Origin of the sequence: Desulfurivibrio modestus, from assembly GCF_044068625.1 — a bacterium.
GTDB lineage: Bacteria > Desulfobacterota > Desulfobulbia > Desulfobulbales > Desulfurivibrionaceae > Desulfurivibrio.
On record NZ_JBIPKH010000014.1, the window covers coordinates 1 to 15621 of the forward strand.

Annotated in this window: 14 protein-coding genes; 8 read left to right on the top strand and 6 right to left on the bottom strand. The window is 62.8% G+C overall.

Annotated features, from left to right (window positions below; genetic code table 11):
* Window positions 1-292: 292 nt before the first annotated feature.
* Together ACHHRT_RS09285 and ACHHRT_RS09290 are read left to right on the top strand one after the other, a co-directional pair.
* Entirely contained in the window at window positions 293-577 is a 285-nt protein-coding gene (locus tag ACHHRT_RS09285; RefSeq protein WP_395499491.1) for a hypothetical protein, read from the top strand.
* A gap of 26 nt (window positions 578-603) precedes the next feature.
* On the top strand, window positions 604-1356 hold the full coding sequence (locus ACHHRT_RS09290; protein WP_395499492.1) for an ATP-grasp domain-containing protein: 753 nt from the start codon (window positions 604-606) through the stop codon (window positions 1354-1356).
* On the opposite strand, the gene ACHHRT_RS09295 is transcribed toward ACHHRT_RS09290, so the two are convergent.
* Together ACHHRT_RS09295 and ACHHRT_RS09300 are read right to left on the bottom strand one after the other, a co-directional pair.
* Window positions 1353-2426, bottom strand: coding sequence for a 4Fe-4S binding protein (locus tag ACHHRT_RS09295; RefSeq protein ID WP_395499493.1), 1074 nt, complete (start codon window positions 2424-2426; stop codon window positions 1353-1355). The genes ACHHRT_RS09290 and ACHHRT_RS09295 overlap by 4 nt on opposite strands.
* Window positions 2416-6714 carry an acyl-CoA dehydratase activase gene (locus ACHHRT_RS09300; RefSeq protein WP_395499494.1) on the bottom strand — a complete coding sequence of 1433 codons (4299 nt, stop codon included), beginning with the start codon at window positions 6712-6714 and terminating at the stop codon, window positions 2416-2418. The genes ACHHRT_RS09295 and ACHHRT_RS09300 overlap by 11 nt, the downstream gene beginning before the upstream one ends.
* A gap of 419 nt (window positions 6715-7133) precedes the next feature.
* Here ACHHRT_RS09300 and ACHHRT_RS09305 point away from each other — a divergent pair, with 419 nt between their 5' ends.
* The 6 genes from ACHHRT_RS09305 to ACHHRT_RS09330 all read left to right on the top strand — a co-directional run bounded on the left by ACHHRT_RS09305 (window position 7134) and on the right by ACHHRT_RS09330 (window position 10477).
* Entirely contained in the window at window positions 7134-7376 is a 243-nt protein-coding gene (locus ACHHRT_RS09305; RefSeq protein ID WP_395499495.1) for a sulfurtransferase TusA family protein, read from the top strand.
* A 46-nt stretch (window positions 7377-7422) separates the two neighbouring features.
* The gene (locus ACHHRT_RS09310) at window positions 7423-7737 is read left to right on the top strand and encodes a DsrE family protein (RefSeq protein ID WP_395499496.1); all 315 of its coding nucleotides are present in this window, start codon (window positions 7423-7425) and stop codon (window positions 7735-7737) included.
* Between the two features lie 14 nt (window positions 7738-7751).
* Window positions 7752-8048, top strand: coding sequence for a hypothetical protein (locus ACHHRT_RS09315; protein WP_395499497.1), 297 nt, complete (start codon window positions 7752-7754; stop codon window positions 8046-8048).
* A gap of 32 nt (window positions 8049-8080) precedes the next feature.
* A complete protein-coding gene (locus ACHHRT_RS09320; RefSeq protein WP_395499498.1) occupies window positions 8081-8254 on the top strand; it encodes a hypothetical protein in 174 nt (57 codons plus the stop codon).
* Between the two features lie 163 nt (window positions 8255-8417).
* The gene (locus tag ACHHRT_RS09325) at window positions 8418-9368 is read left to right on the top strand and encodes a glycosyltransferase family 2 protein (protein WP_395499499.1); all 951 of its coding nucleotides are present in this window, start codon (window positions 8418-8420) and stop codon (window positions 9366-9368) included.
* On the top strand, window positions 9365-10477 hold the full coding sequence (locus ACHHRT_RS09330; RefSeq protein ID WP_395499500.1) for a radical SAM protein: 1113 nt from the start codon (window positions 9365-9367) through the stop codon (window positions 10475-10477). Before ACHHRT_RS09325 ends, ACHHRT_RS09330 begins: the two co-directional genes overlap by 4 nt.
* A 5-nt stretch (window positions 10478-10482) precedes the next feature.
* On the opposite strand, the gene ACHHRT_RS09335 is transcribed toward ACHHRT_RS09330, so the two are convergent.
* The 4 genes from ACHHRT_RS09335 to ACHHRT_RS09350 all read right to left on the bottom strand — a co-directional run bounded on the left by ACHHRT_RS09335 (window position 10483) and on the right by ACHHRT_RS09350 (window position 15620).
* Window positions 10483-11913, bottom strand: coding sequence for a B12-binding domain-containing radical SAM protein (locus tag ACHHRT_RS09335; protein ID WP_395499501.1), 1431 nt, complete (start codon window positions 11911-11913; stop codon window positions 10483-10485).
* 101 nt (window positions 11914-12014) lie between these two features.
* Entirely contained in the window at window positions 12015-13271 is a 1257-nt protein-coding gene (locus ACHHRT_RS09340) for a YeeE/YedE thiosulfate transporter family protein (RefSeq protein ID WP_395499502.1), read from the bottom strand.
* 121 nt (window positions 13272-13392) lie between these two features.
* Window positions 13393-13710 carry a hypothetical protein gene (locus ACHHRT_RS09345; RefSeq protein WP_395499503.1) on the bottom strand — a complete coding sequence of 106 codons (318 nt, stop codon included), beginning with the start codon at window positions 13708-13710 and terminating at the stop codon, window positions 13393-13395.
* Window positions 13711-13898: 188 nt separating this feature from the next.
* Window positions 13899-15620 (bottom strand): ArnT family glycosyltransferase, encoded by a 1722-nt coding sequence (locus ACHHRT_RS09350; RefSeq protein WP_395499504.1) that lies wholly within the window; start codon window positions 15618-15620, stop codon window positions 13899-13901.
* Window position 15621 lies beyond the last annotated feature (1 nt).

Below are 15621 nucleotides of genomic sequence, written 5' to 3' on the forward strand. Positions count from 1 at the left end.
CGGTTGGCCGGGGATAACATAGCGGGGAAGACGCGCCATTACTGCCTCCTGTATTTTCCTTGAGCGATAAGGTACGGGATGACGAATAACGCATTCTAGCAGATCCAAAGCATCCGGCCAAATGGTGTCTGACCCCATTTGGGCGTTTGGGACCCATTTGGGCGACCATTTGGGTGCCTGCGCATGAAGACTCAATCCTTGATATTATTCTCCGCCTGGAATATAATTCGCAGTTTGCCGGTTACCGCGCAGCGGTGGCCCCGTTCTTGAACCTTGACTATTTGCCGGAAAGATGATGGAAATCGCTCCCAGTCGCGAAAAAAAGGACCAACCGCAGAAAAAACGAATCAGCCGGAGTCTGACCTTGATCAAATGTCCCCATTGCGGCAACGACCGGGATTTTTTGGAGGTGGCCGACAACGTTATTCTCACCACCAACTATCGCCAGAACAGCGACGGCAGCTTCACCCAGGAGGGGGATGAATCCCAGATTCTGGGGGAGATCAAACTTTACTGCGGCGAATGCAACAGCGACCTCTCCCAGTTTCACTCCCGCTTTCTGGAAATGCTCTTCTAATCCCCACCAACAGCGAGGGCGACCCAATGCACCCGCCTCGACGCCTGATCCGGGACAACGAAACCCTGCGGAAGAGCTATCAACAACTGGAGGCCGGCGACCGGGTGGTGGACCGGGTCCGCCTGGCCCCCGGCGAGGAGTACCTGCTGCTGGATCTCGCCGCCCGGGGGGTTGAGCTTTTCCCCTCGGCCCTCTCCCAGGCCATCTCCCGCTCCAAGGTGATGCAGGCCGCCCTGCTGGGGCCCTTTATGCTCCCCCACACCACGGCCATCCATGACCTGCACGGCCTGCACCGGGCGGTCAGCCGCTATCATGCCGCCGGCATCTCGCGGGTGGTCACCAAGCTGGACCGGGCCAATGCCGGCCTGGGGGTACTGCTCTGGAACAGTGTGGAGGAGGTCCTCAATCAGACCACCCTGGGCAGTCTGGCCCCCCCTTTTGTCCTCCAGCCCTTTATCGCGGAGAGCCGGGATCTGCGGGTGATTATGCTGGGAGATTACCAGGAGGCCTATCTGCGGCACAATCCGGTGGGGTTCCGCCACAATCTCCATTGTGGCGGTAGCGCCCAACCCCGGCCCCTCAGCCCGGAACAGGAAGATTTCTGCCGCCGGGTCATGACCCGGGGGGGATTCCCCTACGCCCATCTCGACCTGATGCTGCTGCCCGACAACCGCTTCTGCCTGGGGGAGATCAACCTGCGGGGCGGCCTGCGGGGCGCCCAAATCTCCCCCCCCGAATACAAAACCAGGTTACAAGCCCTGCTGGCAGCGGCCTGCTAACGACGGTGGATCTCCCGGGTTCTCTCCGCCAGCCGGGCAGGGTCAGTGACGGGGTCCAGGGTGATCGCCCGGGCCGGGCAGAACTCCCGGCAGAGCCCGCAGGCACAGCAGCGGGACCAGCTAAAGAGCAACCGGGAGCCCTCCTCGCCCTCCTCGCTGCTGATCGCCCCGCTGGGGCAGAGCCCGACACAGGCCCCGCAGTGGGTGCACTGGTCGCCCACCGTCACCATGGTCAGCAGCGGCAGCAACAGGTTGCGCCGACCGGGTTCCGCCTCCCATCGCGACCAGGCCCGCTCCAGCAGGGCAAACCTGGGTGGCAGATGTTTAGTGGAAGCCCAGCGCTCCTCGGGCCGCTCCGGTTCTTCCCGGATTACCCCCCAAGACTCGACGGCCGCCTGGAAAGAAAGGGTTTTGCAGGCCCGAAAAAAATCGCGGCGATCTCCTGGAGCGCCGCCGGCTGGCTCCGTCTCACTCTGAACGCCCCCCCCTCCGCCAGCCGGCGATTCAACCAACCGTAACTCAATGGGAGGCGGAGCCATCTCGCCCCCCCCCAGGGCCACCAGCTGCTCCACCCGTCCTTGCAGCAAAGCCGGCACCTGGGGCGAGTGGCACTTTTGGCAGGGGTGCAACCGCAGGGTAAGCGACCCGGCCAGCAGGGCAAAGAGGGCCAGCTCCTCCCGGGAGAGCATTCCCAGGCAGGGCAGCAGCAGTTCACTGCCGTCCCGCATCCCCTTTTCGCAGCACAGCACCGCCCCGCCGCCGGCCCGGGCGAAGAGCCGCTCCGCCACCCGGCCGGGCCGGGGGTCTCTGGCCACCAAAGCGCCGCTGGGGCAGACCGCGACGCAGGCCAGGCAACCGGTACAACGCCGGGAGTCCAGCCCCACCTCGCCTTCCCCGGCGCTAAGGGCCTGGACCGGGCACTCCTCCAGACAACGCCGGCAGGTGCTGCGAATAAACCGGCGGCGCAGGCAGCGGGGTCCGACATACTCCGGCACCACACCCCGGGGCCGGCTGAGCCGAGCCAGCAACCGTTCGGCCAGGGTCATGGGTCTGCCGGCATCAGTGACCACCGTTGAGCATCTCTTGATGGATCCGCCGGGCCTGGAGGGCAAAGGCCTCCAGGCGGGCCTCGATGATCTGGGGGAAGATATTGCCGTCGGTCTCCAGGGCCAGGAAGGGGAACTTGCGCTCCCGGGCCAGGGGGGCCGGGAAGTCGCGAACCCCTGCCGCCGCCAGCAGGGCCCGCTTCTCGCCGCTGTTGAATTTTTCATTGAGAATCGATTCGGCCAGCCGGGTGGGCATGCAGCCAAAGGGGCCAATGGAGATCACCCCGCAGGAGGGATGCAAAATCTCGTGCAGGGCCGCCCCCACCGTCAGGATCGCCTCGCCGGAGAGATGGGGGGAGATAAAGCGGCGACCGGCGGCAATCAGCGGTTCCACCTCCACCTTCTCCTCATAGTGAAAAAGACCGCAGGGGGCCAGCAGCTTGCGGATTTTAGCGTCGAAATAGCGTTTTACCCAGTAGCGGGCCCACCAGGGAAAATCGGGCCGCCCCTCGATCCGGTGGCGCACCAGCCAGTCGGTATACTTGATCCACTCCGAGGTCTGGGAGGTGCGGACGATGAAGCCCTGCTCGGCCAGCCGCTCGATCAACCGCTGCAGGGAGATGGGGTCGTGGCGGACATAGATCTCGCCCACCAGCGACAGCTTGGGGATCTGGGCGTGGGGAATCCGCAGGCGAATCCGGCCTAAAGCCGCCGCCGAGGCCTTGAGCTGGCGGGAGATCACCGGCCAGCCTTTATCGATCACCTGCTCCAGGGCCCGGCACTCCCGCTCCAGGGTGGCCACCCCCTCCTCCCGATCCACCGCCCCGGCCAGGATGGTGGACCAGATCTCGTTGAGCAGATCGCCGATCACGATGGCCCGCCAGGCCGCCAGGGTAAAGCTGTTGCCCAAGCCCCCGTAACTGTTGGTGGAGGTCAGCGACAGTACCGCCGCGTCGGGAATCCGCTGGCGGGCGATGGTCCGACCGGCAAAAACCTGGTACTGGCCAAAACGGCAGGGCCCTTCGGTGGTGGCCATGAAATAGGCGGTTATCTCCCCCGCGGCCCGCTGCTTGCTGAAATATTGCAGCATGGTGCCGATGGTGGTCTGCAGGGGCAGGCACTCCTTGCAGGAGGAGTTGCCCCGGCCCACCTTCAACGCCTCCTCATCGGCCGGGGGCAGGGCTTCAGCCCTGATCCCCTTGCTGGCAAAAGCCCGGGCCACCAGGGCGGTGCCGAATTTCCCCATGGCCGGCAGCACCACCTTGACCCGGGGATCGGTCAGCGCCACCCAGGAGCCATCGGCCCGGCGAATCCCCAGTTGACCACCCCGGGTTTCGGTGACCGCCGCCACGAAAGCGGAGTCGCTGGCCGGTTGCGCCTCCGGCGGTCGGTTCTGCTGTAACTGGCGGTAATAGCGGATGATATCGAGAAAGGCCTCGATCCTGGTCTCCAGGCCGGCATCGGCGGTATGGCTGTCCAGCTCCAGGGTCAGGGAGGGTTTATCCTCCATCATGTCACGGAAATAGGTGACCAGAAAGGAGTCGGGTCCGCAGGAGAAGTTGGTGATATAGGTGCCGTAGAGCTGGGGGTGGCGCTTGACGAAACGGGCCGCCTTCATGATCATCCGCCCCATGGCCCAGTACATGTTCATGTCGGCGGCCAGTGGCTCATCCTCGTAGGGCAGCATATCGTGGGGAATGATCCGGATGCCCCGGGAGGCGAACTTGGCGGGAATCCCCTTGTTGGCCTCCTGCACCCAACTGTTGTAGGGCCGGCCGAAAAGCACCACCCCGGTTTGGCTTGGGTCCCGCTCCAGCTCGGCCAGGGCGTGCCGTCCCATGGCCTTGAGATCGGCGCGCAGGGCCTCCTGCTCGGCCTCGGCCCTGGCCAGCGCCGCCTCCACCCGCCGCCGGTCCTTGATCCCCAGCCCCGCCGCCAGTTCAAGAAAGGCCGGGCGGGCGGCGGCAAAGCCTTGGCTGAAATCAAAAACCGGACTCAGAATCGGTCGCCGCTGGCTGGCGCCGAAAGTGCCGCGCAGATAGTAGGGTTCGCCCTGCACAAAGGGGCAGGTACAGGAGACGGTGGCGTCATCGGCCACCTTGATCGCCCGGATATGGGGAAGGAAGAGAAAATCTGGCTCCTTGGCCAGCAGATCGGCCATGAAACCGTGGGCCAGTTCCACCGGAAAACAGAAGGGAGCGTTGCGCTGGTCGACCCCGGCGGGATCAACCCGGTCCGGCAGCACCAGCCGATAACCCAGCTCGCTGAAAAAACGATTAAACAGCGGGAAGAAGGTATTGATCAGAAAGGAGCGGTTCATCCCCACCGTGGGGCGATCATCGGCGGGATCGGCCGCAGCCAGGTCGCGGAAGACCCGCCGCTCCCGCTGGATCACCATATCCAGGCCACCGGTCGCCACCTTACGCTTGAAGAGGATATTATCGTAACGGTTGCAGATCCCACCGAAGGGGTAGCTCTTGCCGTCGATCACCACCCGGGAGATCTCGCAACCCCGGTCACAATCCTTACCGCCGCCGCATTTGAAGGGCTGGCCGTAGGCGACCTCACGTTTGATCAACTGGTCCAGATCAAAACTGCCGGGCTTAAGCAGCCCCTGGTCCAGCCGGCGCTCCACCTCCAGGGCCACCCCGAAGGCTCCCATCAAACCGGGATCGGGGGGCACCACCATCTTCTTGCCGGTCAGGGCGGCCATGGCGGCGGGGATCGCCCGGTTGTAGCAGACCCCGCCCTGGATAAAGACCTTGCGCCCCACCGGCCGGTTGCCCTTGACCCGGTTGGTGTAGTTCATGCAGATCGAGTAAACCAGACCGGCCACGATATCGGGCAGCGGCACCCCTTCCTGGGCCGCCCCCTTGATATCGGAGCCGATAAAGGCGGCGCACTGGTCATTGAAGTTGGGCGGATTTTCGGCCTGGTAGGCGGTCTCGCCAATCTCGGTCACCCCGATACCCAGGCTCTCCTTGGCCGCCTCCTCCAGGAAGGAGCCGGTGCCGGCGCTGCACGCCTCGTTCATGGCGTAGTCGGAGGGCACCCCGTTGGTGATGTAGGTGTATTTGGCATCCTGACCGCCGATCTCGAAGATGGTGTCCACCTCGGGATCGAAGTGGACGGCGGCGGTGGCATGGGCGATGATCTCGTTGATCACCCCTTCGCTCAGGGCATGCAGACCGGCGATCTGGCGGCCGGAACCGGTCACCCCCAGCCCTTCGATCACAATCTGGCGGCCCAACTCCGGGCCCAGTTGCTCGGCCAGGGAGGCGTAAACCCGGCGGGAGGCCCCCACCGGATCACCGTTGGTCCGCAGGTAGTCGGCGGCGACAATGGCCTTATCGTGGCGCCGCATGATCACCCCCTTGGTGGTGGTGGAACCGACATCCAGGCCCAGGATGCAACGATCACCGGGCTGGGCCCGGCCCCGGGGGTGCTCCTTGAACTCCACCTGATCCTGAAATTGGGTCAGGGGCTTGAGATAGGAGAGGTTAAGCCTTTGAGCCCCGAAAACCCCATCCAGATCACGCACCGGCCGGGTTTCATGTTCCAGGGCCCAGCGGGCCGCCCCCAGGGCCTCCATCACCGGGGCCTCGTCCAGGATCAGCAGATCGGCGATCTCTTCCCGCAGATAATGAACCATGGCCTGGTTGGCGGCGCAGCCCCCGATCAGCAGCACCTGGCGGCTGGGCATCTTCTTGAGCAGTTCGAGGATCTTGCCGGCCATCATCCGGGAAAGTCCCGCCACCACCTGGTCCTTGGGAATCCCTTTGTTCAGGGCGTGGGTACAGTCACTCTTGCAGAAAACCGAGCAGCGGCCGGAAACCTGGTAGCGTTTCTCGGGCAGACTCATCTCCTCCACCTCGGCCAAAGAGAGCGACATCCGCCCCAGCTGCTGCAGCAGGAATTCGCCGGTGCCGGAGGCGCACTTGTTGCCGCTGTGGATGTGCTGGATCCGGCCATCCTCGTCGAGCTGGTAGACCATGAATGATTCGCCCCCGGCCGAGACCACCGTCCGGTAGGGGTGACCGGCGGGCAAGAGCAGGCGGCAGGCCAGCTCCACGGCCTCCGGCTCCGAGATGGTGGAGAGGGTGAGATGACGGCGGAACTTGCGGCCGGTGGCCGCCACCCTCAAGGAGTCCAGGTTATCGATCTCCCCCAGCAGCTCCCGCAGCACCCGGCGGGGATTACCTTCGTGGGAGCGGCTGCGGCGCAGCACGATCCGCTCCTCCCCGCCCCCATCCCGCTCCATCCCCACCAAGGAGATGGTGGAAGCCCCCAGGCAGATACCCAAAGCTTGCATAGTTTCTCCACTAATAGTTATTAACCGGCAGCTGAACGACAAAGATCAAACAGCAATAATATAATGGATCAAAACCGATCCCGCTCCCGCTTTTTGCAATGACCGACCCCGCCCAACAAATAGCACTCTGTAATAGGTGGCATCCTCTCCCCGGCCCATCCTTACCAACGGACCGCCAAGGCCATAGTTGCTGGCCGGTGGCGCCTTCCAGCCAAAACCCATCACCGGCAGCAGTAATCATATCTATTTGATGAAGCTATAATTTTCCGGCTTTTTTTGTTGACATCTTCTTTACCGGTCCGTTATAGGTTACACACTCGGTAAAATCAGGGGAGCGATTCCGGCCCCTCTGTTTTTTCATTACGGTAACTACCACTAATTTTCACTACTTCACACCTCTAACCAAAAGGAGAACGACCATGGACCTGAACAGTATTACTCCCGACCTGACCCTGGACGCCAAAGGACTGAGCTGCCCCATGCCCCTGCTGAAAACCAAGAAGGCGGTCAACCAGATCAGCTCCGGCCAGATCTTGGAGGTTCTGGGCACCGATCCCGGCTCCAAGAACGACATGCCCGGTTGGTGTGAGCGTGAAGGCCATGAATTCCTCGGCATCAAGGACGACGACGGCTTTTTCCGGGTTTACCTCAAGAAGGGTTGATTAACGATTTAACCTATCGAACATTTTTTCCCGACGGAGGACCAAGATGGCAAAAAGTTTAGGAATTTTCGTAACCAACCCTGAAAACATGCAGCATCTTCTGGGAGTGACCAAGGCCGCCAAGGCCAAGGGCGCCCAGGTAAAGATCTTCTTCACCTGGAAGGGAACCAAGCTGGCCAAGGATCCCGCCTTCCCCCAGCTGGTGGAGATGGCCGACGATGTTTCGATCTGCGCCGACAGCTACAAGAAGATGGGCTACGAGGTCAGCGACGTACCCGCCGGCCTGACCCCGGACAAGATGGCCACCCAGGCCCAGCACGGCGCCATCATTGAAAGCTACGACCGCTACTTGACCTTATAGGAGGGGAGGATAACATGTCGAAGAAAGTTTGTTTCTTGTATAAAAACCCGGACTATATCGTTGACGGTCTGCGCTCGGCCCTGGGCCTGGCGGTGGAGAACAACTACGCCTTCGGGGCGGTCCTGGGCAAGATGGATAAGCTTGACGAGCACAACATGGAGAACCTGGACTGGATCCGGGATATGGAGGGGGAGGTTTTCTCAACCCTGCCGGAAAATTGCGAGGCCAACGGCCTGACGCCCCTCACCATTGAGGAGCTGGGCCAGAAGCTGCGTGAGATGGACTTCATTGTCCCCTACGGAACCAAGTAACTTGTCCTTCATTAAAGCACGGGAGTAAAATCATGAAGATCCTGAATGTATATCGTTCGGAGCCGGACGGCGACGTCAAGAAGCTGGTCGAAATCGTCACCGAAGGCCGGGAGGCCACCGAATTCAAGCTCTACGGCGGCGAAGTCGATTACGACAAGCTGGTGGATATGGTATTCGAGGCCGACAAGGCCATCTGCTGGTGGTAGGATAACCACCAGATACGACTGAACGTTTTTTTTACCATTGTACATCCACGGGGAGCGGGGCCGGGCGTTTTCGCGCCGCCCTGGCTCCCCGTTTTTTTCTCCGGCGTGACTTGCCGATCACTCCTTTCGGGACGAAGCTTTGGGTGCTGCTCCTTATCTTTCGGTGGTTATTCCCAACCATAACGGGGCGGCAACCATCGGCCTCTGCCTGGAGGCGGTGCTGGCCTCGGAAACCGAGGTGAAGTTCGAGGTGGTGGTGGCCGACGACGGCTCCCGGGACGATTCGGTGGCGATCATCCGCCGCTATCCCTGTCGGCTGGTAGAGCTGCCCGAGCAACGGGGAGCCTCGGCGGCCCGCAATGCCGGGGCGGCGGCGGCCAGGGGGGAGGTGATCCTCTTCATCGACGCCGACTGCATTGTCCTGCCGGAGACGGTTACCGCGGCGGCGGCCGCTGCCCGCCGCTCCGGCCCGGAGTGGATCATCGGCGGCACCTACACCCGGCTGCCCTACGACCAGGGCTTCTTCAGCCGGTTCCAATCGGTCTTTATCCACCACTTTGAAACCAAGCGGTTGGAGGCGCCCGATTATGTCGCCACCCACGCCATGGTGATCCATGCCGCCACCCTGCAGGCCGCCGGCGGCTTTCCGGAAAAATTTCTGCCGATTATCGAGGATGTGGAGTTCAGCCACCGGCTGCGCCGGCTGGGCTACCGGATGCGGATGGACCCGGCCATCCTGGTGCGCCATCTCTTCAATTACGATCTGCGCCGCTCCCTAAAAAACGCCTGGCGCAAATCGCGTTACTGGACGATCTACTCCCTGGGCTGCCGGGACCTGCTGAGCGATTCCGGCACCGCCTCCCACGAACTCAAGATCAACGTGCTGGCCCTGGCCCTGGCCCTGGCCCTGCTGCTGGCCGGGCTGCCGCTGGCCTCTGCCCTGGCCATGGCCGGCAATCTCTGGATCCAGCGCCACCTGCTGGCCGCCTTTTACCGGACCGGCGGGCTCTCCTTCGCCCTGACCGCCGGGGCCTACTACACCCTGCTCTACCCCCTGCCGGTGGGCCTGGGCGGCCTGGTCGGCGCCTTGCAGTATCACAGGGGGGACCGATGAGTTCACTGCCCGGCCGCTACTCCCCTTTCCGCCATCTGGGCGATATTTTCTGGAAACGGCGCCCCATTCACCTGACCGTTTTCCTCACCCGACGCTGCAACCAGCGCTGCTCCTTCTGCTTTTACCTGGCCGCCGACTCAACGCCCGGGGCCGGGAGCGCCGCCGGCGAGCTGACCCTGACCGAACTGGAGAAGATCGCCGCCTCCTGCCCGCCCCTGCTCTGGCTGGCCTTCTCCGGCGGAGAGATTTTCCTCCGTTCCGATCTGGCCCAGGTCACCGCCGCCTTCTACCGCCGGACCAAACCGGCCATCATCCTGTTGCCCAGCAACGGCCAGGCCACCGATCTGATTGTAAAAACCACCGCCGGGATTGTCCGCGACTGCCCCAAAAGCACGGTGGTGGTCAAGCTCTCCCTGGACGGCCCCCAGGAGGTCCACGACCGCCTGCGCGGGGTGCCGGGGGCCCATGCCGCCTGCCTGCGCACCGCCGCCGCCCTGGGCCAGCTCCAGGAGCGCCATCCCAACTTCGAGCTGGGAATCAATTCGGTCTTCTGCCCGGCCACCCAGGAGAGCATGATCGCCACCATCGACCTGGTCGCCTCCCTGCCCTTTATCCATACCCACACCATCTCTTTAGCCCGGGGCGATCTCGCCGACAAGAGCCAGTTGACCGCGGACCTGGAGCAATACCAGGCCGCCTGCGCCTACCTGGAACAAAAACTGAAGAACCGCCAGGCCGCCACCTACCGCTTCGGCGGCGCCCGACTGAAGGCGGCCCAGGATATTCTCCAGCGGCGCTACATCCTGCGAACCGCCCGGGAGCAAAAAGCGCAGCTGCCCTGTTTCGCCGGCCGCCTGAACCTGGTGATCACCGATGACGGCACCACCTATCCCTGCGAATCCTTCACCCCCCAAATGGTGATGGGCAATATCCGGAACCACGACGGGGACCTGAACCGCCTGCTCCGCTCCGAGCAGGCCCGCCGGGTGGTGGCGGCCATCAGCCGGCAAGGCTGCCACTGCACCCATGAGTGCTACATGATGACCAACATCCTCTTCAACCCCGCCACCTATCCGGCCCTGCTCAAAGAGTACCTCCAGTTCAAATAACCGGGTCAACGCCGGCCGAAAATCCTGCCCCCGAAATGGAGCCAGAAGAGGCTCTTGACCCCCTCCCAGGCGGCCTTGAGATCGTTGACGCTGCGCAAGGCCAAGAGCCGCCGCCAGAGGAATTTGGGCCGGGAGTAGAAGCGTTTGAAGGCGATCCGGCGCAGCTCGTTGATCTCCTCCCGGGTCATGCTGTAGGGGATGAAGGCCGCCCCCTGATAGGTGTAGTCGGCCAGATCGTGGGAGACGGTACCGTATTTCTCCAGATTGTCCCAGAGTTCGGTGCCGGGAAAAGGGGTCAGGGCGTGGAAATTGGCGATATCGGGGTCGATCTCCAGGGCAAACTCGATGGATTTAAGGCCGTCGGCGAAGGTCTGGCCGGGGATGCCGAAGAGGAAGGGGGTGTAAACGGTGATCCCCACCCGCTTGGCGGCCGCCACCGCCTTCCTGGTCTGGGCCAGGGTGATCCCTTTGTGGATGGTGTTGAGGTCCTTTTGCACCCCGCTTTCGGCGCCAAAGAGGATGGCCCAGCAACCCGCCTCCTTGAAGGCCCTGAGCAGCTTTTCATCCACCTGGTTGACAACGGCCGAGGCAAACCAGGTAAAATCCAGCTTCTCCTCCTTGATGCGCCGAGCCAGCTCCATGGCCCGATCGTAATCCGCCGCCAGGGTGTCGTCGATGAATTTGATCTCCCGATAACCCTGGGCCAGACAGTGCCGGATCTCGGCCATCACGTTGTCCACCGAACGGTAACGGATTCCGCTCTTACGGCTCTTATCGATCTGGAAGCAATAGAGGCAGTGGCGATTGCAGCCCCGGGAGGTGATGATCACCGCCACCGGCTTCCGCTTGTAGGTGGCGGGCGGGGGCACGTACTGGCCGGCGGCATCCCCCAGCAGTTCGCGGGCGGGAAAAGGCAGGGCGTCCAGGTCGGTGATCAGGGGCCGGGGGGGATTTTTCACCACCTCTTCACCCCGGCGCCAGATCAGACCCAACACCCCGGCAAAGTCGCCGCCAGCCAGCCGCTCCAGCAGCTCCACCACCGTCTCCTCACCCTCGCCGGTGACCACCGCGTCCAGTTGCGGGCATTCCACCAGGCACTGCTCCTGGACGGCGATGGGGAAAGGCCCCCCCACCGCCAGAAAAAAGTCCCCCTGAACCGATCGCAGAGCTTCGGCCATCGCTTGGGCCTTCTGCCAGCCAAAGGTGGTGGAATAGAGACCGACAAAGCGGGGCTTAAACTCGGCCACCCCGGCCATGATCTGCTGGTGGGTCATGAAGGCGCCGTTGTAAAAGCGGACCTCATGACCGGCCCGCTGCAGGGCCGCGGCCACATAGAGGGTACCCAGGGGTTGCCAGTAGTTGATCTGGCTGCCCGCCGTCTTACTGGCGAAAATCTCCTCGGGAAGCCAGGGGGGAATAATCAGTGCGCATTTCATCATTAACACCAGAGGCTGAAAAACAAGGAGGACCACCGCTGCCTCAGCGATGATCCTCCTTAAGAACCGACACTTGCCTTACAAAACGCAACGGGCCGCGCTTACATATCCAGCACGCCTTTCTGGGTCTTCTCGTTCCAGGTTACCGCCAGATACCAGGCGGCCATGGCGCCGAAAATCAGGGCCAGGGTGCCGCCGTAGCCCAGGAAGGTGTAGGGCAAGTATACAAAGCTGCCCAGGGAACCTTCATGGAAAGGCAAAGGTTGACCGGCCTGGTACCAGGCGACAATCCCTTCGATATCCCGGGGGCCATGGATAAACTTGCTGGTCAGGGCCGCGCCGAGACCAAAGAAGGGCACCACGATCCAGAGTTTGATCTGGCCTTCACCGACCCGCCAGAGGGCGCCGGTCCCGCAACCACCGGCCAGCACCGCGCCAAAAGCGAAGATCACCCCGCCCAGAACCCCGCCCCAGCCGAAAACACCACGCATATAGTGGCCGGGATCGACATAACCCTGGTGCTTGAGGACCATGATCCCCATCACCAGCATGACCACCGAAAGGGCGACGGCCTTGGCCATCTTGCAGTCACCGGTCATGTGGGGCTCACGGAAGCCCTGGATCATGCACCAGCGGCCCCGCTGAAAGGTGTAGCCCAGGGCCGCGGCCAGCAACAGAACCCCGCCCAGGGTACCCAGGGGCGACCAACCCTTGTGGCCCCAGAAGAACTCCTCGCTGCCGGCATAGGCGTAAGCGCCGATGATGATCCCCAGCAGGGCCAGAATTCCCAGCACAATCTGGAAAGCGGCCGGAACATCGATGGTCTTGGCCCCGCCCTGTCCCCAGGAGATATTCTCCATCTCCCAGTAGGTGTATTTCAGGGCCAGGATGGCGCCGATGACCAAGCCGACAAACATCGAGAAACCGTGGGCGGAAAGATTGCCCAGGGCATTGTAGAACCCACCGACGTTGCAACCACCACCCAGGATGGCCCCGATCCCCATCAGGGAACCGGCCACCACCGCCTTGACCATCTCCAACCGCGGCGGAATCCGGAAGGCGAAGTTACCGCCCAGACAGGCGGAAACAAAGGCCCCGCCGATAAAGGCGATCCCGATCACCGAACCGCTGTGCAGAAAGATATTGCCGGGGGCCGCTTCGTTGATCCCGACCCCATAAAGGATCCAATCGCCCCAGTTCTGAACCGCGCCGGTTGCCCCCCAGGAGGTGTACCAGGCGGCGATCACCACGCTCAAGAAAGCGATGATGATCCCGGTGGTGTAAGGATTCCATTTATCCTTACATAGAATTTTGTAGAGCTCCCTCGCCTTCTCCCCAAGCACGCTTCCTTCGCTCATACCCTCTCCTTTTTCCTTTTAACCTTAGAAAGAAATAAGATCACAAACGACTCGGGAGATGGCCTCCCTCTCCAGGCAGTGCATCTCCCGAGCCAATGTTAATGCTAAGTCGAGTCAGGGCTTAGCGGCCGTAACCACCACCGGGCCGGGGCGGGGGCGCGCCATAACCGCCACCGGAGGGCCGGGGGGGAGGAGCTCCGTAGCCGCCACCGGGCCGGGGCGGGGGCGCGCCGTAACCACCGGCGGCCGGAGCCTGCTTTTCATCATCTTTCTTCACCGCCGGGGGCGCCCCGTAACCGCCGCCGGCCGGAGCCGCCGGAGCACCATAGCCACCGGCCCGGGCCTGGGCCTCATCGGGGCCACCGACCTGGCCGTGGAAGGCCACCAGGCCCAGCATCCCAGCTACCACCAGCATTCCAATCACGCGTGAACTCTTCATACGGAACCTCCTTTAAGTTATGTTCCTACAAGACCTTGTACTCTTCTTCAAAAGACCAGCGAAAAGGCCAGCTTGTTCCATCGCGCGCCGAATCCCTCCGCCGACGGAATAGATTAGGGCATATTAGGTGATCCTGCGCCGCTTTGTAAAGAAAAAAATGTTCAGCATCACGGGCTTACCGGAATAGATCAATCGGGCGCCGCCCCATACACCTCCACCAGGGTGCGATGCTGGAAAGCTCCGCTGTCGACGGCGAAACGGCGCAACAGCTCAAGCCCTCGAATTTTATCCTCTATATCCCCAGACAGCTCCACCTCTTCCCCCGGCAGGATCAGCACCAGGGCCCGCTTGCGGACCGACTGGGACAGTGTGGCATAAAATCGAGGCAAAGGCAACTCCCAGGTAAAACGCAGCGAGGAGGTGGCCACCCCCGGTGGCGGCTCAACCGGACTCGAAGGGTGATAAGCCAGGGGGCGGCCGGTGAACAGATCCAACAGGGGCACGGCCATCCGGGGGTCCATGGCCGGCTCGGTCGACGGCACCACCACCACCTCCACCCCTTCCACCGCCAGGGTGTCGAGGTAACGCCCGGCCTGTTGGAGATTGCGCTCGCTCATGCTCTGCAGAAAAGGCAAAAAACCGCCATAGGCCAGCAACAGAGAGGAGGCTGCCACCAGCAGCAACAGATGGCGCCGCAAGGCGGGCGGTTCCAGATCACGGAGACCGTAGGCGGCCAGCAGGGCCAGCAGGGGAAAGATCGGGATCGAATAGCGAATGCGGCGCACCTCCAGCAAAACCAGGAGCAGCAGCACCGGCCAGAGCAGGATCAGGTAGCGCGGGTCCCGCAACCGCCCGGCCCGATAGAGGGAGTAGAGGGCGGCGGCGGTCAGCAGCGGATGGGTCTGAAAGTAAAAGGTGGAGATCAGGCTTTCACTCCAGCCGGCCAGCCCCGGCTTCTGGAACTCCAGCAGGAGTAAGATTTGGGTGGCCATCACCTCCCGGTGGTACCAGAAGAGCGGGCCCACCAGCAGCAAAGCGGGGAGCAAAGCCAGGGCCGCCCGCCGCAGAACCAGCCCCCGGCCCCGCTCCAGGGAGCAGAGCAAAACCGGCAACAGGGCGCTGAGCAGCAGCCAGGCGGAATATTTGCTGAGCAAAACCGCCGCCACCGCCAGGGCGCACAGGACCGGATAGCAATATCCGCCCCGGACCAGGGCCCGCTGAAAGGCGACCATGGCCAGCAGCAGAAAAAACATGGTTCCGATATCCACCAGCAGCAAGGGGGTCTGGCTGTAGAGGTAGGGGAAGCCCAAAAAGAAGAGCGCCCCGGCCACCCCGGTCTCCCGATCCCAGAGATCGCGACCGAGAACGGCGATCAGCAGGGCGGTCAGGGCGAAGAGCAGGGCGTTGAAGAGTTGGAGCGCCAGGCGACTTTCTTCAAAAAAGCTGAGCAGCAGACCGTAGATCAGGGGGATCAGCGGCAGATCGGTCCAGGCGAAGATCTCCCGGCCCCACTCCCGAAAAAACCAGGCCGGGCCATGGATACTGAGATTTTTGGCCTGGAGAAAGTAACGAGCCGCGTCGACAATCACTTCCGGGGTATCCAGAAAGGGCAGGCAGACGAGAAAGGCCAGGGGGGGGAGCAGCAGCAGGGGGCGGCCCGGGAGGAGGTCGACCCAACCCCGCCATTCCGGCAACCGGGCCAGCAGCCAGCAGAGGGGGGTCAGCAGGAGCAACCCCAGGAAAAGCCGCCAGGGGTCGGCAACCTGAAACACCCAGTACCAGCTGGTCAGGCTGTTATCATCCAGATGGCGGAGCTGGTAGAGCAGCAGGGGCAGCAGCAGGCCCAGGCCGGCAATCAGCAGATGGGCGGCCCGCTCATCCGCCCGGCCAAGGCCGGAACGCTCGTTCACC

Excerpts from the sequence above, each read along its gene's own strand:
- ACHHRT_RS09340 (WP_395499502.1), bottom strand. The coding sequence starts at position 13,271 with ATGAGCGAAGGAAGCGTGCTTGGGGAGAAGGCGAGGGAGCTCTACAAA.
- ACHHRT_RS09320 (WP_395499498.1), top strand. The coding sequence starts at position 8,081 with ATGAAGATCCTGAATGTATATCGTTCGGAGCCGGACGGCGACGTCAAG.
- ACHHRT_RS09335 (WP_395499501.1), bottom strand. The coding sequence starts at position 11,913 with ATGAAATGCGCACTGATTATTCCCCCCTGGCTTCCCGAGGAGATTTTC.
- ACHHRT_RS09330 (WP_395499500.1), top strand. The coding sequence starts at position 9,365 with ATGAGTTCACTGCCCGGCCGCTACTCCCCTTTCCGCCATCTGGGCGAT.
- ACHHRT_RS09345 (WP_395499503.1), bottom strand. The coding sequence starts at position 13,710 with ATGAAGAGTTCACGCGTGATTGGAATGCTGGTGGTAGCTGGGATGCTG.
- ACHHRT_RS09300 (WP_395499494.1), bottom strand. The coding sequence starts at position 6,714 with ATGCAAGCTTTGGGTATCTGCCTGGGGGCTTCCACCATCTCCTTGGTG.
- ACHHRT_RS09305 (WP_395499495.1), top strand. The coding sequence starts at position 7,134 with ATGGACCTGAACAGTATTACTCCCGACCTGACCCTGGACGCCAAAGGA.
- ACHHRT_RS09290 (WP_395499492.1), top strand. The coding sequence starts at position 604 with ATGCACCCGCCTCGACGCCTGATCCGGGACAACGAAACCCTGCGGAAG.
- ACHHRT_RS09315 (WP_395499497.1), top strand. The coding sequence starts at position 7,752 with ATGTCGAAGAAAGTTTGTTTCTTGTATAAAAACCCGGACTATATCGTT.
- ACHHRT_RS09285 (WP_395499491.1), top strand. The coding sequence starts at position 293 with ATGATGGAAATCGCTCCCAGTCGCGAAAAAAAGGACCAACCGCAGAAA.
- ACHHRT_RS09310 (WP_395499496.1), top strand. The coding sequence starts at position 7,423 with ATGGCAAAAAGTTTAGGAATTTTCGTAACCAACCCTGAAAACATGCAG.